The organism is Yersinia massiliensis (assembly GCF_003048255.1).
Lineage (GTDB): Bacteria > Pseudomonadota > Gammaproteobacteria > Enterobacterales > Enterobacteriaceae > Yersinia > Yersinia massiliensis_A.
In genome coordinates this window covers 3045329-3069859 of record NZ_CP028487.1, presented here as the reverse complement: position 1 = coordinate 3069859, position 24531 = coordinate 3045329, and the positions used below count along the sequence as shown (strand labels likewise).

Below are 24531 nucleotides of genomic sequence, written 5' to 3'. Positions count from 1 at the left end.
TGCAAAGCTTGGAGGTAATATGACCAAGTCTGAACTTATTGAAAGACTTGCTGGCCAGCACTCTCATGTCCCGGCTAAGGCCGTTGAGGATGCAGTGAAAGAAATGCTTGAACATATGGCTGGAACACTAGCTGAAGGTGAGCGCATTGAGATCCGAGGATTTGGCAGTTTTTCTCTTCACTACCGTGCTCCGCGTGTTGGCCGTAATCCGAAGACTGGCGCTAAAGTTGAGTTGGAAGGTAAATACGTTCCACACTTTAAGCCAGGTAAAGAATTGCGTGATCGCGCTAATATCTACGGCTAAGTTGTTTACAACTTACCGCGTTATTATGTGTGCCTAAAGATCTAGGTATACACGCTGATAATAAACGGTGCCTCTAACGGCACCGTTTTTCTTTTCCCACCTATCCACTTTTCCCTCTATATCTACCGACAATCCCTCAAGGTCTTCATCCCTCATATTTCGCATTTCGTTTTAGCTGAATTTCGCACTTTCTGGAGAGATTTCGCATTTCTTCAACTGATTATGTAACAAGGCAAAACAGTTCGCGAACTGACTCTGAACTCTCATTTTATGTGCTGGCAGCTTCACCCAACAAGATAGAAAATCTACCTATTCTCAGTGAAATGAACAGATGGCATGAAGCTATCTAGTTGTCGCCAATGGACGGTCTGTTATTACTCTTAAAATCGATCAGGTTGCGGCAGCCATTGTCGTTGGCCTATTGCCCCTTATTTTTCTGCCTCAATTACCGGTAACTAGCAACATTGGCTTGTTGCTCGGATTGGGTCTTCTGTTAGGGATAAGCCGAAATAAGTATTGCCGATGTTTGGCCATCGTCGTTATCTGCTTTGTGTGGGGAAGTTGGCACGGAAATAAGATATTGGTGCAAATTGAAACCTTAACACAAGGTGAGCAGCAGATTATCGCAATGATAAAGAGTCCGCGTCTGGCTTGGGCTGAGGAGAGTAAAGTCCTACTGGCGATTCAGGAAGTCGATGGGCAACGAATATTTCCCCCTATTTCGGTATCAGTACATTGGCCAACTGCGCTGGAACCTCATTGTGCAGGACAGTTATGGGCACTGACTATCAGGATGCGAGGCGTCCATAGTCTGCTGAATGAAGGTGGGTTTGATAGCCAACGGTGGGCGGTGGCAAATCGCAGTCCATTGCAAGGTAGAATCATAAAGGCGGAGCTAATTGATGCACGATGTCATCTGCGCCAACAAGTAATTAGTCTTATTGAGCGGCAGCTTATGCCCTACGACCAACGACAAACGTTGTTGGCGCTCGCTTTCGGCGAAAGGAAGCGACTCGATACATCACTGTGGGCGCTTTTGCGTGATACTGGCACTGCGCATCTGATGGCCATTTCAGGATTGCATATCGCACTAGCGGCTTTATTTGGCGGCATATTGGCTCGTGGGATTCAATTCTTATTACCTGTTCGGTGGATAAATCCCTTGTTTCCACTGCTAATAGGTTGGTTGGCAGCAATGATATATGTTTGGCTGGCGGGTGCGAACCCACCTGCCGTGAGGGCCGCAATAGCATTAACGTTGTGGCTACTGTTGCGGTTGTTCAGCATTGCGTGTAGTACAGGGCAAGTATGGCTATGGGGACTCGCACTCATTCTATTATGTGACCCACTCGCTGTACTCTCAGACAGTTTTTGGCTCTCCTGTTTCGCGGTATTCAGCTTGATATGTTGGTATCACTGGGTGCCTGTCTCCAATCGTTTTCGGGTCGGTTGGAAGGGGACGATCATTCGAGGTTTGCATTTGCAACTTGGCATGATGTTGTTGTTGATGCCATTACAAGTTGGCTTGTTTCATGGTGTCAGCTTGTTTTCGATACCCGCAAACCTCTGGGCCGTGCCCATAGTTTCGTTACTCACTGTACCCTGTGTGTTATTGGCCCTCGCATTCACACTACTTCCTACGTAGCAGGCCTATTTTGGTTTCTGGCTGACTTATCACTTACTGTCGTCCTGATGCCGCTCAGCCAACTGAGTGCGGGTTGGTTACATACGGGGGCAACATCCGTTGCTCTTGGCTATGGTGGCTGGTTAGCGCTGCTTATCTGGCGTTTTCAGTGGTGGCGCAGTTACCCGATTGGGGTCATGGTGTTATGTGTCAACTTAGTATTATTCAGCCAACGGCGTGACGAGTATCATTGGCGTGTAGATATGCTGGATGTTGGTCATGGTTTGGCGATGGTCGTTGAGCGCGACGGGAAAGCGGTTATCTACGATACCGGTAATCGTTGGCACTCAGGAAGTATGGCTTCAACGGTTATCCTCCCTTATTTACGATGGAGGGGTATTACCGTTGAACAGATTATTCTCAGCCATAATCATCAGGACCATACTGGCGGCTTAGCTGAGCTTCAAGCTGCTTTTCCAAAGGCGACAGTACGGGCTCCTTACCCCGTTTCGATTAACAGCTTACCCTGTAAGCAGGGCGCATCATGGCAATGGAGCGGCTTAAGTTTTGAGGTTTTGTGGCCAGCTAAACAGGTAATTAATGCCAATAATGATGACTCATGTGTCATTCGCATTAATGATGGCAAGCATAGTGTGCTCTTAACCGGTGACCTCGAAACGCACGGAGAGCTGCAATTAGTGACGAATTTTCGTGCTAAATTAGCCTCTACACTATTACAAGTGCCACATCACGGTAGTAATTCGTCTTCAACTGCGCCTTTTTTGCGCACAGTGAAGCCTGAATTGGCATTTGCGTCTGCTGCACGCTATAACCAATGGCACTTACCCACTAAAAAAGTCATTAATCGCTATCGAAAAAATAACATTGTTTGGCGCGACACTACAGCTTCAGGTCAGATAAGTGTTTATTTTTACGAGGATAATTGGGAAGTAAAAGGTTATCGTGAACAATTAATGCCACGTTGGTATCACCAGCGGTTTGGTGTTGGGGGTCATAATGAGTAGAATAGGCCGCTATTTCTTCTGGTGCTGGTAATTGCATAATGAATGATAAAGATCTATCCACTTGGCAGACGTTCCGTCGCCTCTGGCCAACGATCACTCCTTATAAGACAGGTCTTGTTGTGGCGGCGATTGCATTAATCCTTAATGCTGCCAGTGATACATTTATGCTGTCGTTACTGAAACCATTACTAGACGATGGATTTGGGCATGCTGATAGCTCAATTTTAAAATGGATGCCGCTGGCCGTTATCGGTTTGATGGTGGTGCGCGGACTGACCGGTTTTATCTCTAGCTATTGTATTTCATGGGTATCAGGCAAAGTGGTGATGCATATTCGTCGCCGATTGTTTAGTCACATGATGGGCATGCCGGTATCTTTTTTTGATCAGCAATCAACGGGTACATTGTTATCACGTATTACCTATGACTCAGAACAAGTCGCTGCGTCATCTTCTAGCGCCCTCGTCACTGTGGTGCGTGAAGGTGCCTCGATCATCGGCTTGTTCATTATGATGTTTTATTACAGCTGGCAGTTGTCAGTGATTTTAATCGTCATCGCCCCGATTGTTTCAATCTCTATCCGAGTGGTTTCTAAGCGTTTTCGTAATATCAGTAAAAATATGCAAAGCACCATGGGGGAGGTGACCACCAGTGCCGAGCAAATGCTGAAAGGGCATAAAGAAGTATTGATCTTTGGCGGCCAGAAAGTTGAAACTGAGCGCTTCGAAACGGTGAGTAACCGTATGCGGCAGCAAGGTATGAAACTGGTTTCCGCCTCTTCTATTTCTGACCCGATCATACAATTGATAGCTTCTTTTGCTTTAGCGTTTGTGTTGTATGCTGCAAGCTTCCCAAGTGTCATGGAAACCCTCACTGCGGGGACTATCACTGTTGTATTCTCAGCAATGATTGCATTGATGCGCCCTTTAAAGTCCCTCACTAATGTGAATGCGCAGTTCCAACGCGGGATGGCTGCTTGCCAAACGCTCTTCACTATCTTGGATTTAGAGCAGGAAAAAGACGAAGGCAAGCTGGAAGTTGAAAGGGCGAAAGGTGAAATCGAATTCAACCATGTGACATTTTATTATCCAGGCAAAGATACTCCTGCACTGAATGATATCAATGTGCACATTGAAGCGGGTAAAACCGTGGCATTGGTCGGGCGCTCAGGTTCGGGCAAATCGACTATCGCCAATTTGCTCACTCGTTTCTATGATGTCAGTGAAGGCAGTATTTTGTTAGATGGACATGATCTACGCGAATACCGATTGGGCGCTTTGCGTAACCAAGTGGCGTTGGTATCGCAAAACGTTCATCTGTTCAATGACACCGTGGCCAATAATATTGCTTATGCGCGTGATGATCAGTACACCCGAGCCGAAATTGAAGAAGCTGCCCGCATGGCATATGCGATGGACTTTATCAATAAGATGGAGAATGGATTAGATACTGTGATTGGTGAGAACGGTGTGATGCTGTCCGGTGGTCAGCGCCAACGTATCGCTATCGCGCGAGCACTTTTGCGTGATTGCCCCATCTTGATTCTGGATGAAGCAACCTCGGCGCTGGATACCGAGTCCGAAAGAGCCATTCAAGCCGCTTTAGATGAACTGCAAAAAGATCGTACGTCAATAGTGATTGCTCATCGTCTCTCAACTATTGAAAAAGCAGATGAAATCCTAGTCATCGAAGATGGGCGCATTGTCGAACGTGGTGTGCATGCCGAATTGTTGGCGAAACAGGGCGCGTATGCTCAACTTAACCGTATACAGTTCGGCCAATGATTGAGCGTATCTGGTCCGGACAATCCCGGCTATATTTGCTGCTATTACCATTATCCTGGTTATATGGCGCAATAACTTGGTTTATCCGGACCAGTTACCGCATAGGTCTGCGAACGTCATGGCGTTCACCAGTGCCGGTTGTCATTGTGGGTAACCTCACTGCGGGCGGCAATGGTAAAACACCCGTCGTTATCTGGTTAGTTGAGCAATTACAACAACGGGGCTATCGCGTCGGTGTTGTCTCCCGTGGTTACGGTGGCAAGTCGTCGGTTTACCCGCTACTGCTAGCTGATGACACCACAACGGTGCAAGCCGGAGACGAGCCGGTTTTGATTTTTCAGCGCACGGGTGCACCCGTTGCGGTTTCACCAAAACGTGCTGATGCTATCAAGGCTTTACTGGCCTCTCACACGCTGGATTTTATTATCACAGACGACGGTTTACAGCATTACGCATTACAGCGTGATTTTGAGCTGGTAGTCATTGATGGAGTGCGCCGTTTTGGCAACGGTTGGTGGTTACCTGCTGGCCCGATGCGTGAACGAGCGGCGCGATTGCGCTCAGTTGATGCGGTTATCACCAATGGAGGGGGTGCTGCTACAGCAGAGATCCCAATGCAACTGGTTGCTCGGGATGCGGTCAATCTAGTCACGGGTGAGCGTCAGCCCGCATCACAGTTACAGCATGTGGTTGCGATGGCGGGTATCGGTCATCCGCCCCGTTTTTTTGCCACGCTGAGCGTCTTGGGCGTTGAGCCTAAAAATGAATATGCTTTTGCAGACCATCAGGATTATTCATTGGCGCAACTTGAGCCACTGACAACAGGCCCGCAAATTTTATTAATGACTGAAAAAGATGCCGTCAAATGCCGAGCTTTTGCTCAGCCTAATTGGTGGTATTTGCCAGTCGATGCACAATTACCACCAGATCAGGCGGAGCCGCTGCTGTCAAAAATTCAGGCTTTAGCAGAACGTTCAAAATAGTTCATTCGAAATGAGTTCACGGCCTATATTTAGGGCCCATATTTAGGATTAGTACTCAATCGAACCATTAAGTCGCTTACATTCAATTTCAGATACTCAATTGCGTCAGCTTTAAAGCTGCTGCACATGCAGCAAGCGAGCGCTGTTGAGTTTCTTCATACAACTGTAATTCGTCAATCACTGCCATCCCCAGATCTCGCTGGAAATCATGTTGACTCGAATGCCCAGTGAAATGACTTTGCCCCTTATCGCCCAAATTAGATTGGAAAATACCCGCTGCACTTACCGGTAAGAAATCCTCATAAACCAAGGGTTCATATTCGATAAACCCTTCATCAATCAACTCATCTAATGTGAGTTTTTTCACTGATTCAGCCGGTACATTGACGCTCTTTTCTGTGGGAAAGTAGCGGAAGTAAGCGAGTTTTTCGGTGCGCATCGTCTGATAATCATCAGGAAATTGACTAAACTGCTCGCTGAGAATGGTCATATATTGCGCTGCATTCTTTTCATTCGCCGGAACTTGTAATTGATCCTGCGCGGCTTGCAGCAAGCGGTCATAGAGACTGCGGCCTTTTGCCGTCAGTGCCGCACCGCGTTGTTCAATTTCTCCGAAACGAGCGGTGTGATATCCCTGAATGATTTGCCCATCCGTAGAGATAAACGCAATTCTTTCTTCCAATGCTTTAAAGCTGGTTTGCCGTAACAATATTGGGCAACGGCGGGGCGGTGGCCCTTCAATGACCGCTTTAGGGGTAATGTTATGCCGAGGCATCGCCGATTGCACCGCATCGATATCCAACGTGCGTGGGGTGAGATGATTGATATGTGGACCTTTGAATGCCACCACATCAGCAATGAGCCGGTGCTGGTCATGCAACTGTTGGTAGACCTCGGCACTGACGGTTGCCTGATTATGCCAGCGAAATGTCTCTAGAGATTGAGTGATAAAATCATCGGCCTCAAGGCTGGTCAGGCCTCCAGCAGTTTCAAATTGAATAATGAGCTCAATAGCACGTGGGGTAAATATTTCTCTAGTTGCTAAAATATCGGCCGCCCGTTGTCGCAGTACAGGCTGCTCTATCAATTCCAAACGCAGTAATGATGTAAAAATCCTGAACGGGCAGGCTTGTAATGAGGCTTCATGCACAGCACGAAAAGCGGTGGAATGAACCGGTACACCTGCGGGAGCGAGGTCATAATAACCGACAGGGAGCATCCCCATCACGGCAAAAAGGCGGCGCAACATCGAAAGTTCAGCTGGCGTTCCCACGCGGATAGCACCGTGGCGTTCCATGCTTAACCTTTCAATCTCTCCTGTTTGATGTAAATGACGAGCCAACTCCGGTTGTTGGTTTAAAGTCTGCTTATTGGTATCGGCAACCAGTTGCAATAACGTGCCATAGAGAGGAACTTCGGCCTGATACATGTCCGACATGGCTCGGGAAAATCTGGCCCGAATTTCATCGGGATGGACAAATTCAAGGGAGGTAAACGGTGTGTTGCTCATCTTCAGATCGCTCCTTTTTACCCATCGGTGGCGTCAATTGCCCTATCATGCTACTTATTACATGTTCTCTATTCATTTATATTTTAGATTGATATCGAAATATTGACGGTTAAGTAGCGGAGAATATTGGTTTTTTATGTGTTACATCTCATTTGTGCTGCTATTTAATAAAGATGGGCGGATAAAATAGTTGCTCAACAGGTGGTTTTGTGAGTAAATAGCCGCCGGCCTGTGGTTTAGCCCTATTTATGTATAAGAGTGTACGAGAGTAAAGTAGAGCAGTTCCTCCCAAGACGCTATCTTCTGATGCCGATTCAAAGACGAACCTTCCAGTATCTCCAGTAGTAACTCCCATAAGTAATGATTTTGATGCAGATCCACTTTTCGCATTAGCGTCGAAAGCATTGTGGTCGATTTATTCGTTCTCTGTATTTGAACGTATTTTTGTATTTGAAAGTTAAGGTAAACAGCCCGCGAGTGTCGGCTGCCGCAAAATTATAAAAACCGCGCTGATGCGGTTTTATTCATGAAATCAAGCTCATAGAGGTTTAATCAGAAAACTTTAGGATGGGCAACTGCATCTAAACAATAAATAAAAATGAGTTGTTAGGATGCCCAGTAAAAGGAAATTAAATATGACGTTAAAAATGGGTCGCGTGAAATGGTTCAATCAGTCCGAAGGCTACGGTTTCATTTCACCGCACGACGGTAGTTTGGATGTGTATGTCAGCAAGACAGCCATTGCCAACACCAAAAATAAATCACTGACTGAAGGGCAGGACGTTGAATTCTCTACTTATCGTAGTATTCACGGGCCGTCAGCAGCAGATGTGATCGCTTTCTAAGTCAATGGCTACCCTAGGGTAGCCATTTCTATTTACGTACTTGACGCCGTGGCATTATAAGCTGCTCTTGGCTAATGAATGACTGATAGTCAGTTCATCGGATTAATGAGATGACTGCGCAGTTACAATGTTAGTGACGTTAAGTATGTTGGCCTCTATTCAACCAATCTTCTGATTGCCGGGCCGTTTTGCAGGTGCTTCTATTTGTTTTTATGCGGCTTAATTGCTGAAGTTAGCAAACAGCGCAATAATTTTATGGAATACTTTCATTTCTTACTCGACATACATAATTGTGTGATTTTGGTCACAAAATACTACTCCTCGCTATTCAACATATCAATAACAAAACCACCGCTTATTGTCTCTAATTAATGGGTGTTTTTACTTAGAATGATGGCATTTAACATAAATGATTGTTATTTATCATTGATATGAGTGACGACGCCAGCGCAGTTAACCTGAATCAGTGGATATGATATCCTCGACCACTTTCCTGCTGGCTAAACTCCAATTTGGAGGATGTATGGACCACCGTTTACTCGAAATCGTTGCCTGTCCTGTCTGCAACGGCAAGTTATATTTCAATAAAGAGAACCTTGAGCTGGTATGTAAAGCCGACAATTTGGCTTACCCAGTGCGTGATGGCATTCCTGTATTGCTGGAAAACGAGGCTCGTCCACTGTCTATTGATGAGAAACATGCATGAGTTTCATTGCTATCATTCCAGCCCGTTTTGCTTCAACCCGTTTACCGGGTAAACCGTTAGCAGATATCGCGGGCAAACCGATGGTCGTTCATGTCATGGAGCGCGCGCTGGCTTCTGGTGCCTCGCGCGTGATTGTGGCAACGGATCACCCTGAAGTCGTCCAAGCCGTTGAGGCAGCAGGAGGGGAGGTTTGTCTGACCCGTGCTGATCACCAATCGGGTACAGAGCGTTTAGCCGAAGTCATTGAGCGCTACAAATTTGCTGATGATGACATTATCGTCAATGTACAGGGTGACGAACCCCTCATTCCGCCGGTCATTATTCGCCAAGTCGCTGATAATCTAGCGGCGTGCAGCGCAGGTATGGCAACACTGGCCGTGCCAATTGAAAGCAGTGAAGAGGCCTTTAACCCGAATGCCGTGAAAGTGGTGATGGATGCTCAGGGCTATGCACTGTATTTCTCCCGTGCGGCCATTCCATGGGAAAGAGAGCGATTCGCTCAATCAAAAGAGACTATCGGTGATTGCTTCTTACGCCATATCGGGATTTATGCCTATCGTGCAGGGTTTATCCGCCGTTACGTCAATTGGGCACCAAGTAAACTCGAGCAAATTGAGTTGTTAGAGCAACTTCGCGTGCTCTGGTATGGTGAGAAAATCCATGTGGCAGTGGCCAAAGCTGTGCCTACAGTGGGGGTTGATACCCAAGAGGATTTAGACCGAGTACGCGCTATCATGTCCGCTCAGTCATGATGACCAAATAATAGAGCCAGACTCGCTAGGGTCTGGTTTTTTATTGAGTTTATTCTGTATTCCGCTGTTTAACTTTATATTGTGGATATTATTTGATCTGCATTCTGGAAATCTCCCGCCTGCCATCCCATGATGAAGAATAACTTTCATCAGATAATTGGATAGAACTCTATGGAGCAGCTGAAAGCTGAGTTAAGTGTCGTGCTCGGGGAGTCGGTATCCCGCCTTGAACGTATCAGCGAGCAGCCGTATGCCCACCTGTATGCCATGTATAACCAGCAGGGGCAGGCTATTCCATTATTGGCTAAGAGTTATGTTTGTCAGGGGATCGCCCAGCAAGAGGCCTATAAATTGTCAATGTTGGCACGAGAGGGCGATATTCGCTTACCCACCGTGTACGGCTTGGTGATGACTCATGAGTCTCCTTACAAAGAAATTCTGCTGATGGAACGCTTGCGAGGTGTGTCAGTAGAAGCGCCCACACGGACGGGGGATCGATGGAATGCTCTGATGGATCAAATTGTAGAGGGCGTATTGGCATGGCATCGAATTGATAGTCATGGCTGTGTCGGCAATGTTGACAGCACGCAAGAAAATGATTGGTTCAGTTGGTACCAGCAACGGGTTGAAGTGTTGTGGGCCAGCTTATCGAATATCAATTCACCGCTCATGACGTTAGAAGACAGGGCGATACTTTACCGCTCCAGAGCCTCACTAAAAACACTTTTCGCCGGTTTTGATGACAGTTCGGTGCTGGTTCACGGCAATTTAACTTTACGTAGCATGTTAAAAGATCCGCGCAGTGATCAGTTATTAGCCATGCTGAATCCTGGCCCCATGTTATGGGCACCGCGTGAATATGACTTATTCCGCCTTAGCGAAGAGGGCATGCCGAGTCAGCTCTTTTATCGCTATCTCACTAAAGCGCCAGTCTCTGAATCTTTCGTTGCCCGCCGCTGGTTATATACGATTTGGGAGTTAGTCTCTCGCTTTATTCATACGGGCAATCTCGATCGCGCTATATTTGATAACGCTGCAAGGCAACTTCTGCCTTGGCTCAATTAGTATCCTGAATCAATGGGTTTTATCGCTGCTATTTTTATCATCACGATAATTCCCCGTTAATTTTTGCCATAGTAATCCTAATGTCTCATACCACGCACGTTCGGTATGGCCTAAATAGGTTGCCGCCGGTAAGCTACGCTCCCAAATATGTAGGGGCGTGGTGATCGCTAATTGGTTGGCGGGAGCCGGTATCGGGTGCAGCCCAATGCCAGTAAAGAATTTTATCGCCCGTGGTAAATGATTTGCTGATGTCACTAATAAAAATGGCTTATCTCCCACCAAGGCAGCGACTGCGGCTGCTTCTTCCACGGTATCTTTGGGTTGGTCTAAGGCCACAATATTTGTCGGCGGAACACCTAAACTTTCGGCAACTTGGGCGGCAGTTTTCGCACTGCTTTGACTGCCGGTGTTATTACCACCTGTAAAGACCATTTTTGCATGGGGATGGGCACGGTATAGCCTAATTCCCTCGGTGACCCTAGGTAAGCTATTCGCAAATAAATTCGAACTTGGTGCCCAATTCGGATTAAACGTGTAGCCGCCGCCAAGAACAACAATGTATTCTACTGGGTCGCTTCCCTGATAGGTGGTGTACTGTTTTTCTAATGGCAATAGCAGGCGATCGGCGACAGGTTGTAAACTAATCAGCAATAATACCAGCCAACTGAATGTGAAAAGTGTTTTGCCACTTTTCTGCCAGCGTGTAAACCACAATAAGATTAATGCCAGTCCCATAATGATAAGTAGAAAAGGCAGGGGCATTAATAAGCCGCCGACAAATTTTTTTAAGGTAAAAAGCATAAAAACAGAGACCTTTTGACTGAAAAAACGGCATTTGGCGTGGATTACTGGTCAAGAAGATTTATTCTAAGTCAGGCTGTGCCAAAATAGCAGGTTAGCAGGCATTCTTTTTGCTGTAGCCATTGATTTGCGAGTCTCAATAAGGCCGGTTAATCAATAGCTATAGATTTAACCAAAGTCACTGGCGGAGCCGTTGTTCATGCAGGATCGTAATTTCGATGATATTGCCGAGAAATTTTCCCGCAATATCTATGGTACGACGAAGGGAATGATTCGCCAGGCGGTTGTTTGGCAAGATATTACCGAGCTGTTAGCGCAACTGCCGCAACGACCTTTGCGGATTTTAGATGCGGGTGGCGGCGAAGGGCATATGGCTTGCCAACTGGCGGCACTCGGTCATCAGGTATTATTATGTGACCTGTCCGCTGAGATGATCCAGCGAGCAAAACTTGCAGCTGAAGAAAAAGGTGTGAGCCACAACATGCAATTTGTACAAAGTGCGGCTCAGGACATCACCCAACATTTAGAACAGCCGGTTGATCTGATATTGTTCCATGCGGTTTTAGAATGGATTGCAGAGCCACAAGAAGTTCTGCAAATACTTTTTGATGCGTTAAATCCAGGTGGCGCGCTCTCATTGATGTTTTTCAATGCCAGCGGATTGGTGATGCGCAATGCGGTGTTAGGTAACTTTCAGTTAGCGATACCCGGCGTTAAAAGGCGTCGGCAGCGCTCGTTATCACCGCAATACCCACTGGATCCGCCAACGGTATATGGTTGGCTTGAGCAAATGGGGTTATCCATTAGCGGTAAAACAGGAGTACGGGTGTTTCACGATTACATGAAAAATAAGCAGCAACAAGTCGATGAGTTTGCTGAATTATTGGCGTTGGAACAGCGCTATTGCCGTCAGGAGCCCTTTATCAGTTTGGGGCGCTACGTGCATGTCATGGCGTTTAAGCCGAATCTGAAGGACCCATTATGAGTGAATTTTCCCAGACAGTCCCCGAACTGGTCGCCTGGGCGCGGAAAAATGATTTCTCGATTACGCTACCAACCGAGCGTCTGGCCTTTTTGATGGCGATTGCGACGTTAAACGGTGAGCGACTCGACGGTGAAATGAGCGAAGGTGAGTTGATTGACGCATTTCGTCATGTCAGCAAGGGTTTTGAGCAGACCTCCGAAACCGTCACCGTTCGGGCAAATAACGCCATCAATGACATGGTACGCCAGCGTTTATTGAACCGATTTACCAGTGAAATGGCAGATGGTAATGCTATTTACCGCCTGACACCTTTAGGTATAGGCATTACTGATTACTATATTCGCCAGCGTGAATTCTCTACGCTGCGCTTATCAATGCAGCTGTCGATTGTCGCGCAAGAACTACAGCGTGCAGCTGAAGCGGCAGAAGAAGGTGGCGATGAATTCCATTGGCACCGTAATGTCTTTGCGCCCCTAAAATATTCTGTGGCTGAAATTTTCGACAGTATCGATATGACGCAGCGCTTAATGGATGAACAGCAACACAGCGTAAAAGAAGATATCGCTGCGCTGTTAAATCAAGATTGGCGCGCAGCCATCGCCAGTTGTGAAGTCCTGTTGTCCGAAACTTCAGGGACGCTGCGTGAGTTACAAGATACGTTGGAAGCCGCAGGGGATAAGCTTCAGGCGAATTTATTGCGTATCCAAGAAGCCACCATTGGCAATGTTGGTTTGGATTTGGTTGATAAATTAGTCTTTGATTTACAAAGCAAACTTGACCGTATCATCAGTTGGGGCCAACAGGCTATTGACCTGTGGATCGGCTATGACCGCCACGTGCATAAGTTTATCCGTACGGCGATAGATATGGATAAAAACCGTGTCTTTGCTCAACGCTTGCGCCAATCAGTGCAGAACTATTTTGATAGTCCTTGGGCTTTAACCTACGCCAACGCGGATCGTTTGCTGGATATGCGTGATGAAGAACTGTCATTGCGTAGCGAAGAAGTCACAGGGGAGCTGCCACCGGATCTGGAATTCGAAGAGTTCAATCAGATCCGAGAACAGTTAGCCGCCATGATTGAACAGGCATTGCTGGTGTATCAGCAACAAAAAATGCCGCTCAATTTGGGGGAAGTGATGCGCGAATACCTCGTGCAATATCCGCGTGCTCGTCATTTCGACGTGGCTCGTATCCTGGTCGACCAAGCAGTTCGCCTTGGTGTGGCCGAAGCCGATTTCTCAGGGTTACCTGCCGAATGGCTGGCAATCAATGATTACGGAGCCAAGGTGCAGGCACATGTCATCAACAAATACTGAAGTAGTAATGCCGGTTAAACTGGCTCAGGCATTGGCCAATTCACTGTTTCCAGCGCTGGATAGCCAGTTGCGTGCGGGCCGTCATATTGGCATCGATGAGTTGGATAATCATGCTTTCCTGATGGATTTTCAGGAGCAATTGGAAGAATTTTATACCCGCTATAACGTGGAATTAATTCGCGCGCCGGAAGGTTTCTTCTATTTACGCCCACGCTCTACCACGCTTATCCCACGCTCTGTGCTTTCTGAGCTGGATATGATGGTGGGCAAAATCCTGTGTTATCTGTATCTCAGCCCAGAGCGTTTGGCCCATGAAGGGATCTTCGCTCAGCACGAACTGTACGAAGAATTACTGAGTCTGGCTGATGAGAGCAAGTTGCTGAAGTTTGTTAACCAGCGCTCGACCGGTTCGGATTTGGATAAACAAAAGCTGCAAGAAAAAGTACGAACGTCACTTAATCGGCTACGTCGGCTGGGCATGATCTACTTTATGGGTAATGACAGCAGCAAGTTTCGCATTACTGAAGCGGTCTTCCGTTTTGGTGCCGATGTGCGCAGCGGCGATGATCCACGTGAGGCTCAGTTACGCATGATCCGTGATGGCGAGGCGATGGCGGTGGAAAATAGTCTGTCACTCCATGATGAAGTCGATGAAGCAGATATCAACATGGGCAATACAATGGACAGTGCAGAGGATGAACAGGAATGATTGAACGCGGTAAATTTCGCTCACTGACCTTGGTTAACTGGAATGGTTTCTTTGCTCGGACTTTCGATCTTGATGAGCTTGTGACCACGTTATCGGGCGGTAATGGGGCGGGTAAATCGACCGCTATGGCCGCTTTTGTCACAGCACTGATTCCTGACCTGACGCTGCTGCACTTTCGTAACACCACCGAAGCGGGGGCGACCAGCGGCTCCCGTGATAAAGGCTTACACGGTAAACTGCGTGCAGGTGTCTGTTATTCAACGTTAGACGTAGTCAACTCACGTCATCAGCGCATTGTGGTCGGTGTACGCTTGCAGCAAGTGGCGGGGCGTGACCGTAAAGTAGACATCAAACCCTTCACCATTCAAGGGTTGCCGACGGCCATCCAACCCACACAGATCCTCACCGAGGTCGTGGGCGAACGTCAGGCACGTGTACTGTCGTTGCAAGAGCTGAAAGAACGTGTCGAAGAGATGGAAGGGGTGCAGTTTAAGCAATTTAACTCCATCACTGATTATCATTCCCTCATGTTTGATTTGGGTGTGATTCCGAAGCGTTTGCGCTCTTCAGCAGATCGCAGCAAGTTCTATCGCTTGATTGAAGCCTCGTTGTACGGCGGGATCTCCAGCGCTATTACCCGTTCACTGCGCGATTACTTATTGCCAGAAAATAGCGGCGTGCGTAAAGCCTTCCAAGATATGGAAGCGGCATTACGTGAGAACCGCATGACGCTTGAAGCCATTCGTGTCACACAGTCAGACCGTGACCTGTTTAAGCACCTGATTTCAGAAGCTACGTCTTATGTTGCTGCCGACTACATGCGCCATGCCAATGAGCGGCGTATTCACCTCGATGGTGCGCTGGTCTTGCGCCGTGATTTGCTGACCAGTCGCAAACAATTGGTGACGGAACAGTACCGGCATGTAGAGATGTCCCGCGAATTGGCGGAGCAAAGTGGCGCAGAGTCGGATCTCGAAACGGATTACCAAGCTGCTAGTGACCACTTAAGTCTGGTACAGACAGCGATGCGTCAGCAGGAAAAAATCGAGCGCTATCAGAGTGATTTGGAAGAACTAACCTATCGGCTGGAAGAACAAAGTGAAGTCGTTGGGGAAGCTGGCGAGCAGCAGGCGGATAACGAAGCACGCGCTGAAGCCGCTGAGCTGGAAGTGGATGAGCTGAAAAGTCAGTTAGCCGATTACCAGCAAGCGCTGGATGTTCAACAGACCCGAGCTATTCAGTATCAGCAAGCACTCCAAGCACTGGAGCGTGCACGTGCACTGTGCCAATTACCTGAGTTAACAGCGGATAACGCTGAAGACTGGCTGGAGACTTTCCAAGCCAAAGAGCAGGAAGCGACCGAATCATTATTGCAGCTTGAGCAAAAATTAAGTGTGGCTGATGCCGCACACAGTCAATTTGAACAGGCCTACCAGCTGGTGGTGAATATTGCCGGCCAAGTTAGCCGCAGTGAAGCTTGGCAAGCCGCGCGTGAATTACTGCGTGATTGGCCATCGCAGCAACATTTGGCCGAACGTGTGCAGCCTTTACGTATGCGTTTATCCGAACTGGAACAGCGCTTACGTGCCCAGCAAGATGCCGAACGCCTATTGCAGGAATTCTGCAAACGTCAGGGTCAGGCATATCAGCCGGAAGAGTTGGAAGAGTTGCAGCGTGAGCTGGAATCACAGGTAGAAGAGCTTTCTCTCAGTGTCAGTGATGCTGGCGAGCGGCGTATGGAAATGCGCCAAGAACTGGAGCAACTGAAGCTAAAAATTCAGGAATTGACCGCACGCGCCCCTGTCTGGCTGGCGGCGCAAGAAGCGTTGAGCCAATTAAGTGAACAGAGCGGCGAGGCGCTGGAAGATAGCCGCCAAGTCACTGAGCACATGCAACAGTTGCTCGAGCGTGAGCGTGAAACGACGGTTGAGCGTGATGAAGTGGCTGCGACTAAACGCGCCATTGATGCCCAAATCGAGCGATTGAGCCAACCAAGTGGCGCTGAAGATGCGCGCATGATTGCGTTAGCTGAGCGTTTTGGTGGTGTGTTGTTGTCTGAGATTTATGACGATGTCACCCTCGACGATGCGCCATACTTCTCCGCGCTTTACGGCCCGTCACGCCACGGCATCGTAGTGCCTGATTTATCTTTAGTGCGAGATCAACTGGTCGGTCTAGAAGACTGCCCTGAAGACCTCTATTTGATCGAAGGGGACCCGCAGTCATTTGATGACAGCGTGTTCGCGGTTGAAGAGCATGACAACGCCGTCGTCGTAAAAATTGCGGATCGTCAGTGGCGTTATTCGCGCTACCCGGAAGTGCCACTATTTGGGCGTGCTGCTCGTGAGAATCGCTTAGAAGCGCTGTATCAAGAACGCGATAGCTTGGCTGAACGCTATGCGACGTTGTCATTTGATGTGCAAAAAACGCAGCGTTTACATCAAGCGTTTAGTCGCTTTATTGGCTCTCATCTGGCAGTGGCTTTCGATGCTGATCCTGAGGCTGAGATTCGCCTATTGAATACCCGCCGGAGTGAGATTGAACGTGCGCTGAATACGCATGAAGATCAAAACCAGCAGCAGCGCCAGCAGTTTGCGCAGGCAAAAGAAGGGATTTCAGCGCTTAACCGATTGATCCCCTTAGTCTCTTTGCTACTGGATGATACTTTGACTGACAGAGTTGAAGAAATCACCGAAGAGTTGGCTGAAGCGCAAGAAGCGGCTCGTCACATTCAGAAACACGGCGCATCGCTGACCAAACTTGAGCCCTTATTGTCTGTCTTGCAAAGTGACCCTCAGCAACATGAACAGTTGCAGGAAAACTATACCTTGGCTCAAAACAGCCAGCGCCAAGCCAAACAGCAAGCTTTTGCACTGACTGAAGTTGTTCAGCGCCGTGCGCATTTCAGCTATACCGACTCCGCTGGCATGCTGACGGAGAACTCGGATCTCAATGATAAGTTGCGTCAGCGCTTAGAGCAGGCAGAGTCAGAACGTACCCGTGCTCGTGAGCAGTTGCGCCAATATCAGGCACAGTTTACGCAGTACAACCAAGTGCTGGCCTCGCTTAAAAGTTCTTATGATGCCAAACGTGAGATGCTGAAGGAGCTGAGTCAGGAACTGGTGGATATTGGTGTTCAGGCCGATGCTGATGCAGAAGCCCGCGCTCGCACACGACGAGATGAACTCCATGCAGCATTGAGTACAAACCGTTCGCGCCGTAATCAGTTGGAAAAACAGATTACTTTCTGTGAAGCCGAAATGGACAGCTTGCAGAAGAAATTACGCAAGCTGGAGCGGGATTATCACCAGATTCGTGAGCAAGTCGTCACGGCGAAAGCGGGCTGGTGTGCCGTCATGCGGATGGTGAAAGATAATGGCGTGGAACGTCGTTTACATCGCCGGGAACTGGCTTATATGGATGGTGATGAACTGCGTTCTATGTCGGATAAAGCGTTGGGGGCATTGCGTCTGGCCGTCGCTGACAACGAACATCTGCGTGACGTGTTGCGCTTGTCTGAGGATCCAAAACGGCCAGAGCGTAAAATCCAATTCTATATCGCGGTATACCAACACCTGCGTGAGCGTATTCGCCAAGATATTATTCGTACCGATGATCCCGTCGAAGCCATTGAGCAGATGGAAATAGAGCTGGGTCGTTTGACGGAAGAGTTGACCGCCCGTGAGCAGAAATTAGCCATCAGCTCCAAGAGTGTGTCGAATATCATCCGCAAAACGATTCAACGTGAGCAGAATCGTATCCGCATGCTGAACCAAGGTTTGCAAGCCGTTTCATTCGGTCAGGTGAAGAGTGTGCGGCTGAATGTGAATGTGCGTGAGGCCCATTCAACCTTGCTCGAAGTGCTATCTGAGCAGCAAGAACAGCATCAGGACTTGTTCAATAGCAACCGCCTGACCTTCTCGGAAGCCTTGGCGAAACTGTATCAACGCCTGAACCCACAAATCGATATGGGGCAGCGGTTGCCACAAACTATCGGGGAAGAGTTACTGGATTATCGTAACTACTTGGAGCTTGAGGTTGAGGTTAACCGAGGCGCGGATGGTTGGTTGCGTGCTGAAAGTGGCGCATTGTCTACCGGTGAAGCGATTGGTACGGGGATGTCTATTCTGGTGATGGTGGTACAGAGCTGGGAAGAAGAATCACGTCGCTTACGTGGTAAAGATATTTCCCCTTGCCGATTACTATTCTTGGATGAGGCCGCACGTCTGGATGCGAAATCCATTGCGACATTATTTGAGTTGTGTGAGCGGTTGGAAATGCAATTAATTATCGCCGCACCTGAAAATATTAGTCCTGAAAAAGGGACAACCTATAAGTTGGTGCGTAAAGTCTTCCAAAATCATGAACATGTGCATGTGGTTGGTTTACGTGGATTTGCGAATGACATGCCGACATTGCCAGTTGAACACCTGAGAGGTGGTTAATTGTTGTTCAGTTAAAGCACGGGAATTATTAATTCTAATAAATGGCCGCTGAAAAGCGGCTATTTTTATTTGAGAGACAATTTCGGGTTATATTTTATAAGTACAGAAAATCTGTTAGCGTAATGTAATGATTAAAATAATCAGGTTGGTCACTCAACGGTAATTCGGGTGAGTGAGAGCAGCTAACGCCGCTGCGATGTCAAGGAAGAAGGGTATTGCCCAAAGGCATTGACGTTGCAGCAAGGCAGCCAACGAATAAATCCCGATGAGCTTACTTGTGTAAGTGATTCGGGTGAGTGAGAGCAGCTAACGCCGCTGCGATGTCAAGGAAGAAGGGCAAAGACAGACTATGACGTATTTGACAAGAACACTGGGGGCATAGAATGTCGATAGGGAAACGAAATCCGCAACACGCATTAGCGTTTTATTGCGCTTTAATGTGCGGCTTGATGCCTGCTTTTACTGCCTCGGCAGCGGCACCGGTCACATCGGTAGATTCCTCTGCGGTGCTGTCCACTAGCGGTCAGGTAATACCCGCCACATCCAGCATGTCGGTGGCACAAAGCCGTGAACAACTGTCGGCAATATTGCCTAAAACAGTGACGCCTTTTTATTCACCTAATCTAGCCGTGCTATATGCTGCTAATGCGATGCAACCGATGTGGCAGGATAAGGTCGCTGTTCAGCGTTTTCAGCAACAACTCGCCGAAGTGGCACTTTCCGGTATTCAACCGCAATTTATGCAGTGGGTAAAATGGCTGAGTGATCCTGACATTACCGGCATGGCGCGGGATGTGATTTTATCTGATGCCATGCTGGGATATCTGCACTATATCTCGGGTGTGGGTGCCAACGGCAGTGTGTGGTTGTACAGCAATGTACCCTACAAGATGGCAATGCCACCGGCCCCCGAGCTAAACCGCTGGCAGCAAGCGGTACAAGAGGGTTCGACTGCCGCCTATCTGACGTCATTAGCTCCTCAGCACCCCCAATACAATAAAATGCACCAAGCATTAAAACAGATGCTGGCAGATAAACGCCCTTGGCCACAGTTGGCGAATGGCCCAAGCTTACGCCCTGGTCAGCTCAGTGACGACATTCCAGCATTGCGAGAAATCCTCGATAGAACTGGGATGTTACACCCTATAACGACTGCGCCAGTTAAAGCGCCAGAAGTCATCCCTGTAGATAACCCAGCCGTTGCCGCCGTTAATGATGACCTCTCGGTTGATGAAGAGAAAAGTCGCGCTCAAGCACACAGTCTGGTGGTGAGCCCTTCAGCAGCCCCTGTTGCTGATATTCCTGTCACAGGTGGTGTGGCTTCATCTTCATCTGCGCCGCTCACGAGTACCGCTGTTATCACTGATAATGTGTATACGCCAGAGCTGGTGGAGGCGGTAAAACGCTTCCAGCTGTGGCATGGACTGAGTGATGATGGTGTTATCGGTGTACGTACCCGTGAATGGTTAAATGTCTCACCCCAAACGCGAGCAACGTTGTTAGCATTAAATATCCAGCGGTTACGCATTTTGCCGGGGCAGGTTGATAACGGCATTATGGTTAACATTCCAAACTATTCTCTGAATTATTATAAGAATGGTGCGGAAGTGCTCTCATCAAGAGTCATTGTGGGGCGTCCAAGTCGTAAGACGCCACTGATGAGCAGTGCATTGAATAATGTTGTCGTCAATCCACCTTGGAACGTGCCGACGTCTCTGGTGCGCCAAGATATCGTGCCGAAAGCACGCTATGATGCCGGTTATTTCCAACGCCACGGTTATACCGTGCTGTCTGGTTGGAGTAATGAGGCGCAAGTCGTTGACCCTTCCATGATTGATTGGAGCATGATTTCGCCTAATAACTTCCCTTATCGTTTGCGTCAGGCACCAGGCGCGAGTAATTCATTGGGAAGATTTAAATTCAATATGCCTAGCTCTGATGCTATTTATTTACATGATACGCCGAACCATGGACTGTTCCAGAAGGATATTCGTGCATTGAGTTCAGGCTGTGTGCGGGTCAATAAAGCCTCTGATTTAGCCAATATGCTGTTGCAAGATGCTGGCTGGAATGATGCGCGAGTGTCATCGACGCTTAAACAAGGGGATACCACTTACGTCAATATCCGCCAACGTGTTCCGGTGCAATTGTATTACCTAACGGCGTGGGTTGCGGATGACGGTAAGCCACAATTTAGAACAGATATTTACAATTATGATAAGACGGTGAGATCCGGTGCACAAATCTCACCTCAAGCTGAACTTTTGCTGCAATAAATGCAGTAAAACTCAATAACTAATGGTCTTAATATCGGGTTGTCGTAAGGGAGCCAAAATGATGTCTCCCGTTAACCGAACATCAATGCACAGTAGATGCGAGCCGAATGCGGGTTGACTGGTTTTCCGTAGACGGTTATGGTTCGGGGCGGCACATTTAGTGCTTTCTTTTGACATTCTTGCCGGGTATTAACAGAGATCATGGATAAAATTGATATTTTTCGCCGTAAATGGCTAACGTTAGGCGGGGTAGCGCTGGGTGTATCGCTGCTACCAGGGCAGGCATTTGCTACCCTCTCAACTCCTCGCCCACGTATCTTGACCTTGAATAATTTGAATACAGGCGAGTCTATAAAAGCAGAGTTTTTTGATGGGCTGAGTTATAACAAAGACGAACTCTCGCGTTTGAATCATTTATTCCGCGATTATCGAGCTAATAAAGTAAAAACTATCGATCCGCGTCTATTTGATCAGCTCTACCGCCTGCAAGGTCTTCTCGGTACCACTAAACCGGTACAACTCATTTCCGGTTACCGTTCGCTTGATACCAATAATGAACTGCGTGAGCGCAGCAGAGGTGTGGCTAAGCACAGCTTCCACACCCAAGGGAAAGCGATGGATTTTCATATCCAAGGTATTCAGTTGAGCAATATTCGCAAAGCGGCATTAAAAATGCGTGCGGGTGGTGTAGGATATTACCCTCGCAGCAACTTTGTGCATATTGATACTGGGCCGAAAAGATCCTGGTAATACGAATTTTTATGCCAATGAGTTGGATATATTCCCAATAGATTTCAAGGCACAGGGCAGTGGCACAAATATCAGTGCAAATTGGCCAACCAGCGAATCTACAGTTTGAGTCATGATGGGGATATTGAATATTGCATTGGGAGTGGAGTGTTATGAAATATCAAATTATCCCTGTGACCGCCTTTAGCCAAAACTGCACCTTAATCTGGTGTGAAGCAACAGGGCAGGCTGCATTAGTTGATCCCGGTGGTGATGCTGACAAGATCATCGCTGAAGTTGCGCGTCAAGGCGTCACTGTGACTCAGGTTTTACTCACACATGGTCACTTGGATCATGTTGGTGCTGCGGCTGAAATCGCTGCGCATTTTGATATTCCCATTTATGGTCCAGAGAAAGAAGATATCTTTTGGTTAGAAGGGCTGCCGGCTCAAAGCCAAATGTTTGGCCTCGCTGAATGTAAAGCTTTCACTCCAACGCGTTGGTTGGAAGAAGGCGACAAAGTGACTGTTGGTGAGGTGGAGTTGTCAGTTTTGCATTGCCCAGGCCATACGCCGGGTCACATTGTCTTTATTGATAAGCAAGGTCATTTGGCGCTCGTCGGTGATGTTATCTTTAATGGCGGAGTCGGGCGCAGTGACTTCCCGCGCGGCGACCATCAACAACTGATCAATTCCATACGAACTAAATTATTGCCGCTGGGTGATGATATAACCTTTATACCTGGTCATGGCCCAATGTCCACGCTAGGGCATGAGCGGCAAACCAATCCGTTTATACGCGAAGAACCCGCCATTTGGTGATATACAGCAGTTAAATCATGGCATAGCTCATCGTAGAGAAGGCACCGTTAGGTGCCTTTTTGCGTTATATTTATTGGGCGGCTCATGCGTTTTGTGAACCAATAGTCAGCTATTTATTTGTGCTGTTTACATAATGATGATATCCATTGATTGTGCAATGTTTCAGTGATATCGGCGGGGCATTCTTGGCAGATAAAAAAATCATTAACGAGTCAATGTAATTGATAGTGATGCGGCACGGTTTTAACTGCCGTTTTGAGTTCGTTATATTACGAGCGCCTTTCAATGGAACATACTATGCCATTTCGTCGTTTCAGAGATAATAAGTTACTGTCCCGGCTTGGTTTTTCTTGCATGGTATTAATACTCTTTCTTTTGCTAGGTGCCGTTGTGATTTATGGGCAAACCAAAGCGAACATGCATCAAAATGCAGAGGCCAAATTATTACAGGCTAAGGTACGCTTCGATCAAATATTTAATAATTTACAGCATGCAGCAATCCAAGTTGAAACTGGGCTAGGGAAACCTTGTTTACAAGTGGTGCAGAATCTACGGGATCAAGTGGTAATAACACCGGATGTTCGCTCTGTGTCTTTTGCAAAAGGCTCGACCATTTATTGCTCTTCAATATATGGCCCACTGGCCACTTCTTTTGATTTAGATGTATTCGTTGATGGGCAACTAGAATTAATGTCCGGGAATGATGTCACACCTGACCGTGCTTTGATGGTGTATAGGAAAGCACGCGGTAATGACAGTATTTTAGTTGCCGTGGATGGCTATTATCTGCGTAGTATTCTTAACTTGCTGAGTAGCGACATTGAATTGAATTTGATCGTTGGCCATAAGTGGATGGATGCTAAAGGGATGGTGCATGAAGGGCAACCTCATCAGGAAGGGGAGTCCCTGTATCTGGCATCGGACAAGTTTGCCTATTCGTTAAGTACCATGCTTTCAAACCAACAATATCTCACCTATGCCTGGCAATATACTCAGGGGAGCCTTATCTTCTTTATTTTAGTCAGCATCGGGTCAGCTGCACTTGTTTTCTGGTTATCGGGTAGGGCCGCATCACCCACGCAGGTATTAAAGCAGGCGTTAGGAAACAATGAGTTTATTCCTTACTTGCAACCAATTGTGACAGGTAAAGAGAAACTCTGGATTGGTTGTGAAGTATTAATGCGATGGCACCATCCTGGACAAGGCATGATTCAACCGAATCATTTTATTCCCATGGCGGAGGACAGTGAGCTTATTGTGCCAATGACTCGTTCACTTATGCAGCAAGTCAGCGCAAAATTTGCACCTTATGTAAATCAGTTACCGGAAGGTTTTCACTTTGGTTTTAATATTAGTGCTAATCATTGCCGTGACCTGAGCTTGGTGGATGACTGCCGTCGTTTTATTAAAGCATTTGGTGGTAATAAGATTAATATCACGTTGGAATTAACTGAACGAAAGTTGATTGTTGCAGATGAAATTACCGATAAATTATTTGCTGAACTCCATGCGCTTGGTGTCTTTATAGCGATTGACGATTTTGGCACCGGACATTCTAGCCTGAGTTATTTACAGCAGTTTAAAGTCGACTTTATAAAAATAGACCAAAGTTTTGTAGGCATGATTGGGTCAGATGCGCTATCGAGCCACATTGTGGGGAACGTTATTGATTTGGCGACTCGGTTGGGGTTGCAGACAATTGCTGAGGGAGTCGAAAACGATACGCAGATGCGCTATTTGCAGGCGCACAAGGTTGACTACCTGCAAGGCTATATGTTTGGGCGCCCCATGCCAATGGACGAGTTTGCGAATTATATGTTCCATTAGGCCTATCTGTATCTGCGTCGG

At 47.5% G+C, this 24531-nt stretch carries 17 protein-coding genes and 1 pseudogene; 16 read left to right on the top strand and 2 right to left on the bottom strand.

All coding sequences use genetic code 11. The annotated features are described in order from the left end of the window. Positions 1-19: 19 nt before the first annotated feature. From ihfB to lpxK, 4 genes and pseudogenes are all read left to right on the top strand, one after another. Positions 20-304, top strand: a complete 285-nt coding sequence (gene ihfB / locus DA391_RS14395) for an integration host factor subunit beta (RefSeq protein ID WP_019209506.1) — start codon at positions 20-22, stop codon at positions 302-304. Between the two features lie 373 nt (positions 305-677). Beyond that, positions 678-2953 (top strand): annotated as a pseudogene (locus DA391_RS14390) (ComEC family protein). Positions 2954-2988: 35 nt separating this feature from the next. After that, positions 2989-4737 (top strand): lipid A ABC transporter ATP-binding protein/permease MsbA, encoded by a 1749-nt coding sequence (gene msbA, locus DA391_RS14385; RefSeq protein WP_050081442.1) that lies wholly within the window; start codon positions 2989-2991, stop codon positions 4735-4737. Next, the gene (lpxK, locus tag DA391_RS14380) at positions 4734-5720 is read left to right on the top strand and encodes a tetraacyldisaccharide 4'-kinase (RefSeq protein ID WP_057649917.1); all 987 of its coding nucleotides are present in this window, start codon (positions 4734-4736) and stop codon (positions 5718-5720) included. The genes msbA and lpxK overlap by 4 nt, the downstream gene beginning before the upstream one ends. Before the next feature lie 88 nt (positions 5721-5808). Here the strand turns inward: lpxK and hglS are convergent, their stop codons facing one another. After that, positions 5809-7230, bottom strand: a complete 1422-nt coding sequence (gene hglS / locus DA391_RS14375; RefSeq protein ID WP_108087904.1) for a 2-oxoadipate dioxygenase/decarboxylase HglS — start codon at positions 7228-7230, stop codon at positions 5809-5811. Positions 7231-7865: 635 nt separating this feature from the next. On the opposite strand from hglS, the gene DA391_RS14365 reads away from it, so the two are divergent. The 4 genes from DA391_RS14365 (at position 7866) to DA391_RS14350 (ending at position 10598) form a co-directional block, all read left to right on the top strand. Next, positions 7866-8075, top strand: a complete 210-nt coding sequence (locus tag DA391_RS14365) for a cold-shock protein (protein WP_050081445.1) — start codon at positions 7866-7868, stop codon at positions 8073-8075. 523 nt (positions 8076-8598) lie between these two features. Then, a complete protein-coding gene (locus DA391_RS14360) occupies positions 8599-8781 on the top strand; it encodes a Trm112 family protein (protein WP_004700032.1) in 183 nt (60 codons plus the stop codon). Continuing rightward, complete coding sequence (kdsB, locus tag DA391_RS14355; protein WP_019209512.1) at positions 8778-9533, top strand: 3-deoxy-manno-octulosonate cytidylyltransferase; 756 nt, start codon at positions 8778-8780, stop codon at positions 9531-9533. Before DA391_RS14360 ends, kdsB begins: the two co-directional genes overlap by 4 nt. 171 nt (positions 9534-9704) lie before the next feature. Continuing rightward, positions 9705-10598 carry a YcbJ family phosphotransferase gene (locus DA391_RS14350; RefSeq protein ID WP_050081446.1) on the top strand — a complete coding sequence of 298 codons (894 nt, stop codon included), beginning with the start codon at positions 9705-9707 and terminating at the stop codon, positions 10596-10598. Positions 10599-10607: 9 nt separating this feature from the next. On the opposite strand, the gene elyC is transcribed toward DA391_RS14350, so the two are convergent. Next, the gene (elyC, locus tag DA391_RS14345) at positions 10608-11399 is read right to left on the bottom strand and encodes an envelope biogenesis factor ElyC (RefSeq protein WP_050081447.1); all 792 of its coding nucleotides are present in this window, start codon (positions 11397-11399) and stop codon (positions 10608-10610) included. A 199-nt stretch (positions 11400-11598) separates the two neighbouring features. Here elyC and cmoM point away from each other — a divergent pair, with 199 nt between their 5' ends. From cmoM to DA391_RS14305, 8 genes are all read left to right on the top strand, one after another. After that, the gene (gene cmoM, locus DA391_RS14340; protein ID WP_108087902.1) at positions 11599-12384 is read left to right on the top strand and encodes a tRNA uridine 5-oxyacetic acid(34) methyltransferase CmoM; all 786 of its coding nucleotides are present in this window, start codon (positions 11599-11601) and stop codon (positions 12382-12384) included. After that, positions 12381-13703, top strand: a complete 1323-nt coding sequence (gene mukF / locus DA391_RS14335; RefSeq protein ID WP_019209516.1) for a chromosome partition protein MukF — start codon at positions 12381-12383, stop codon at positions 13701-13703. Before cmoM ends, mukF begins: the two co-directional genes overlap by 4 nt. Next, positions 13684-14412, top strand: coding sequence for a chromosome partition protein MukE (gene mukE, locus DA391_RS14330; RefSeq protein WP_050081449.1), 729 nt, complete (start codon positions 13684-13686; stop codon positions 14410-14412). The genes mukF and mukE overlap by 20 nt, the downstream gene beginning before the upstream one ends. Further along, entirely contained in the window at positions 14409-18857 is a 4449-nt protein-coding gene (gene mukB, locus DA391_RS14325; protein ID WP_050081450.1) for a chromosome partition protein MukB, read from the top strand. The genes mukE and mukB overlap by 4 nt, the downstream gene beginning before the upstream one ends. A 383-nt stretch (positions 18858-19240) precedes the next feature. Next, positions 19241-21133: a L,D-transpeptidase gene (ldtD, locus tag DA391_RS14320; RefSeq protein WP_108087901.1), complete on the top strand. Its 1893-nt coding sequence runs from the start codon at positions 19241-19243 to the stop codon at positions 21131-21133. A 201-nt stretch (positions 21134-21334) separates the two neighbouring features. After that, a complete protein-coding gene (locus tag DA391_RS14315; RefSeq protein ID WP_019209520.1) occupies positions 21335-21883 on the top strand; it encodes a YcbK family protein in 549 nt (182 codons plus the stop codon). Between the two features lie 152 nt (positions 21884-22035). After that, the gene (locus DA391_RS14310; RefSeq protein WP_050081452.1) at positions 22036-22683 is read left to right on the top strand and encodes an MBL fold metallo-hydrolase; all 648 of its coding nucleotides are present in this window, start codon (positions 22036-22038) and stop codon (positions 22681-22683) included. Positions 22684-22980: 297 nt separating this feature from the next. Continuing rightward, positions 22981-24510 carry an EAL domain-containing protein gene (locus DA391_RS14305; protein ID WP_050286075.1) on the top strand — a complete coding sequence of 510 codons (1530 nt, stop codon included), beginning with the start codon at positions 22981-22983 and terminating at the stop codon, positions 24508-24510. The last annotated feature ends 21 nt before the right edge of the window (positions 24511-24531 follow it).